This is a genomic window from Roseomonas sp. TAS13 (assembly GCF_001950415.1).
Lineage (GTDB): Bacteria > Pseudomonadota > Alphaproteobacteria > Acetobacterales > Acetobacteraceae > Roseomonas > Roseomonas mucosa.
In genome coordinates this window covers 1-2,362 of sequence record NZ_BDLP01000523.1, presented here as the reverse complement: position 1 = coordinate 2,362, position 2,362 = coordinate 1, and the positions used below count along the sequence as shown (strand labels likewise).

At 75.8% G+C, this 2,362-nt stretch carries 2 protein-coding genes; both read left to right on the top strand.

Translation table 11 applies throughout. The features are described 5' to 3' along the window. Positions 1 to 1,153, top strand: a 1,153-nt coding sequence (locus ROTAS13_RS27490; RefSeq protein WP_171979218.1) for a hypothetical protein, incomplete at its 5' end; no start/stop codon positions are given. Between the two features lie 23 nt (positions 1,154 to 1,176). Continuing rightward, the coding region (locus ROTAS13_RS27485; RefSeq protein ID WP_171979217.1) for a YcaO-like family protein at positions 1,177 to 2,362 on the top strand (1,186 nt) is incomplete at its 3' end.

Genomic DNA, 2,362 nt, shown 5'->3' with positions numbered 1-2,362 from the left:
GCTCGGCCCGGCGCTGATCGCCCTGCACGGGCCGGGCGCCGCCGAGACGCAGGACCATTATGCCGAGAGCTACGCCGCGCTGAACGACACGGCCGCCGACGAGAGTGCGCACTTCCCCATCGCCTGGGGCTGGTGGCGGGTGTCGCGCGACTACAACATCAAGCGGCTGCGCTCCGACGCCCTGACCGAGCGGGCCGCCCGGCGCGGCGAGCCGGGCAGCCTGCTGCAGGCGCATCACTGCGGCTGGGGCACGCGCTTCGGCCTGGGCGACCTCTGCGGCTGCCGCCGCGATATCGAGGCCGGGCTCGCCATCTACGAGGCCGGCGAGTACCGGCACCACGCCACGATCTACGGCAACCACGACGCCAAGGTCTGCGCGCTGGGCGAGACGGCGTTGCTGGAATGGCTGGAAGGCCGCCCCGAGGCGGCGCTGCGCGCCGAGGCCCAGGCCCGGGGCTGGGCGCTGGAGATCGACCACCTGGGCAGCGTCCTGCACGCGCTGGACATCCACGCCATGCACCGCGCCTACCGGCGCGACCCGGCGGAGATGGCGGAGGCGGCGCGGCGCATGATGGAGGCCGCGGAAACGCACGACCTGCCCGACTACCGCGCCAAGGGGATGATCTTCGGCGGCTGGGCGGCCTCGGCGCGCGGCGAGGCGGCGGAGGGGCTGCGCTCGATCGAGGCGGGGCTCGCCGTGCAGCGCGAGGTCGGCACGATCGAGGACTTCCCCATCTTCCACACCCTGCTGGCGGAGGCACAGACCACCGCAGGGCAGGTGCGGCGCGCGGTGGCGGAGCTCGACGAGGCGCGCGGGCTGTTCGGGCGCGTCGGGCTGCGGATCTGGATGCCGGAGGTCTGGCGCGTGCTGGGCATGCTGCGCCTGCAGGCGGGCGGCCCCGGGTCGGAGGCCGCCGCCGAGGCCTCGCTGCGCGAGGCGCTGCGGCTGGCCGAGGCGCAGGGCGCCTGGATGCTGGCGCTGCGCGCCCGGCTGAGCCTCGCGAGCCTCGACCTGCGGCTCGGCCGCCTCGGCGATGCGGAGATGCTGCAAAGGCTGGCCGGCCTGGCGGAGCGGGCGGAACGGGAGGGAGACGGCGAGGTCGAGCGCCTGCTGGCGGCCCTTCGGCGCAGCGCCATCTCCCTCGCGCCGTGACCGGCCCCGGCCTCCTCCCCGGCTTGCCGCCCGAGGACGAGGCCAAGCGCTTCCGCCTCGGCGCGCACCGGGTCCGCGACCCCGAAGAGACGCTGGAACGGGCGCTGCGCCATGCGGGGCGCTTCGGCCTGACAAGGGTGGCGGTGCTAACCGGCCTGGACGTGACCGGCATCCCGGTCGCCGCGGCGGTGCGGCCCAACGCGCGCTCGCTCTCGGTCTTCCAGGGCAAGGGCGCGACCCTGGCGGCGGCCAAGGCCTCGGCGGTGATGGAGGCGGTGGAGGCCTGGCATGCCGAGACCCTGGCGGCGCCGCTGCGCTGGGGCAGCCATGCCCGGCTGCGGGAAAGCGGCCTCGCGCCCCTGGACCCGGCCCGCCTGCCGCACAGCGCCGCCGCGCCGGACCTGTCGGCGCGGGAGGCGCCGATGCTCTGGGTGGAGGGCCGTGACCTCGCCGACGGCTCGCCGCTCTGGGTGCCGCTGGACCTGGTGACCGCCGACTACGCGCTGGACGGGCCGCCTTCCTCCGGCTTCCTCCAGGCGACCACGAACGGCCTCGCCTCCGGCAACACGCGCGGGGAGGCGCTGGTGCATGCCCTGGCCGAGCTGGTGGAACGCGACGCCCATGCCCTCTGGCTGGCCCTCCCCCCGGCGGCGCGGGCGGAAACGGCGATCGATCCCGCCAGCATCGCCGACCCGCTCTGCGCCGATCTCCTGGCTTGCTTTGCCGCAGCCGGCATCGCCCTGGCGATCTGGGACATCACCTCCGACCTCGGCATCCCCGCCTTCCGCGTCCTGGCCCTGCCGGGGCGGGAGGAGCCGGAGATGGAGGCGGAGCTCGGCCTGGGCTGCCATCCCGACCCCGGCGTGGCCCTGTCCCGCGCCCTGACCGAGGCCGCACAGTCCCGCGTCACCCGCATCTCCGGCGCCCGCGACGATTTCGCGCCGGAATCCTATGCCGCCCCCGCCCGTGCCGCCCGCCGCGCCGCCGCGCTGCGCGCCCTGTCCGAGGCGGTGCCGCCCCGGCGGCGCTTCGAGGCCGTCCAGGGCTGCGCGGCGCCCACGATCCATGGCGACCTCGCCCTGCTGCTGTCCCGGATCGGCGCGGCCGGCCTCGGGCCGGCGGCCTGGGTGGACATGACCCGGGAGGAGATCGGCATCCCGGTGGTCCTGTCTCTTGATCACATCTACGCACAGCTCCCCCGTAAGGCGA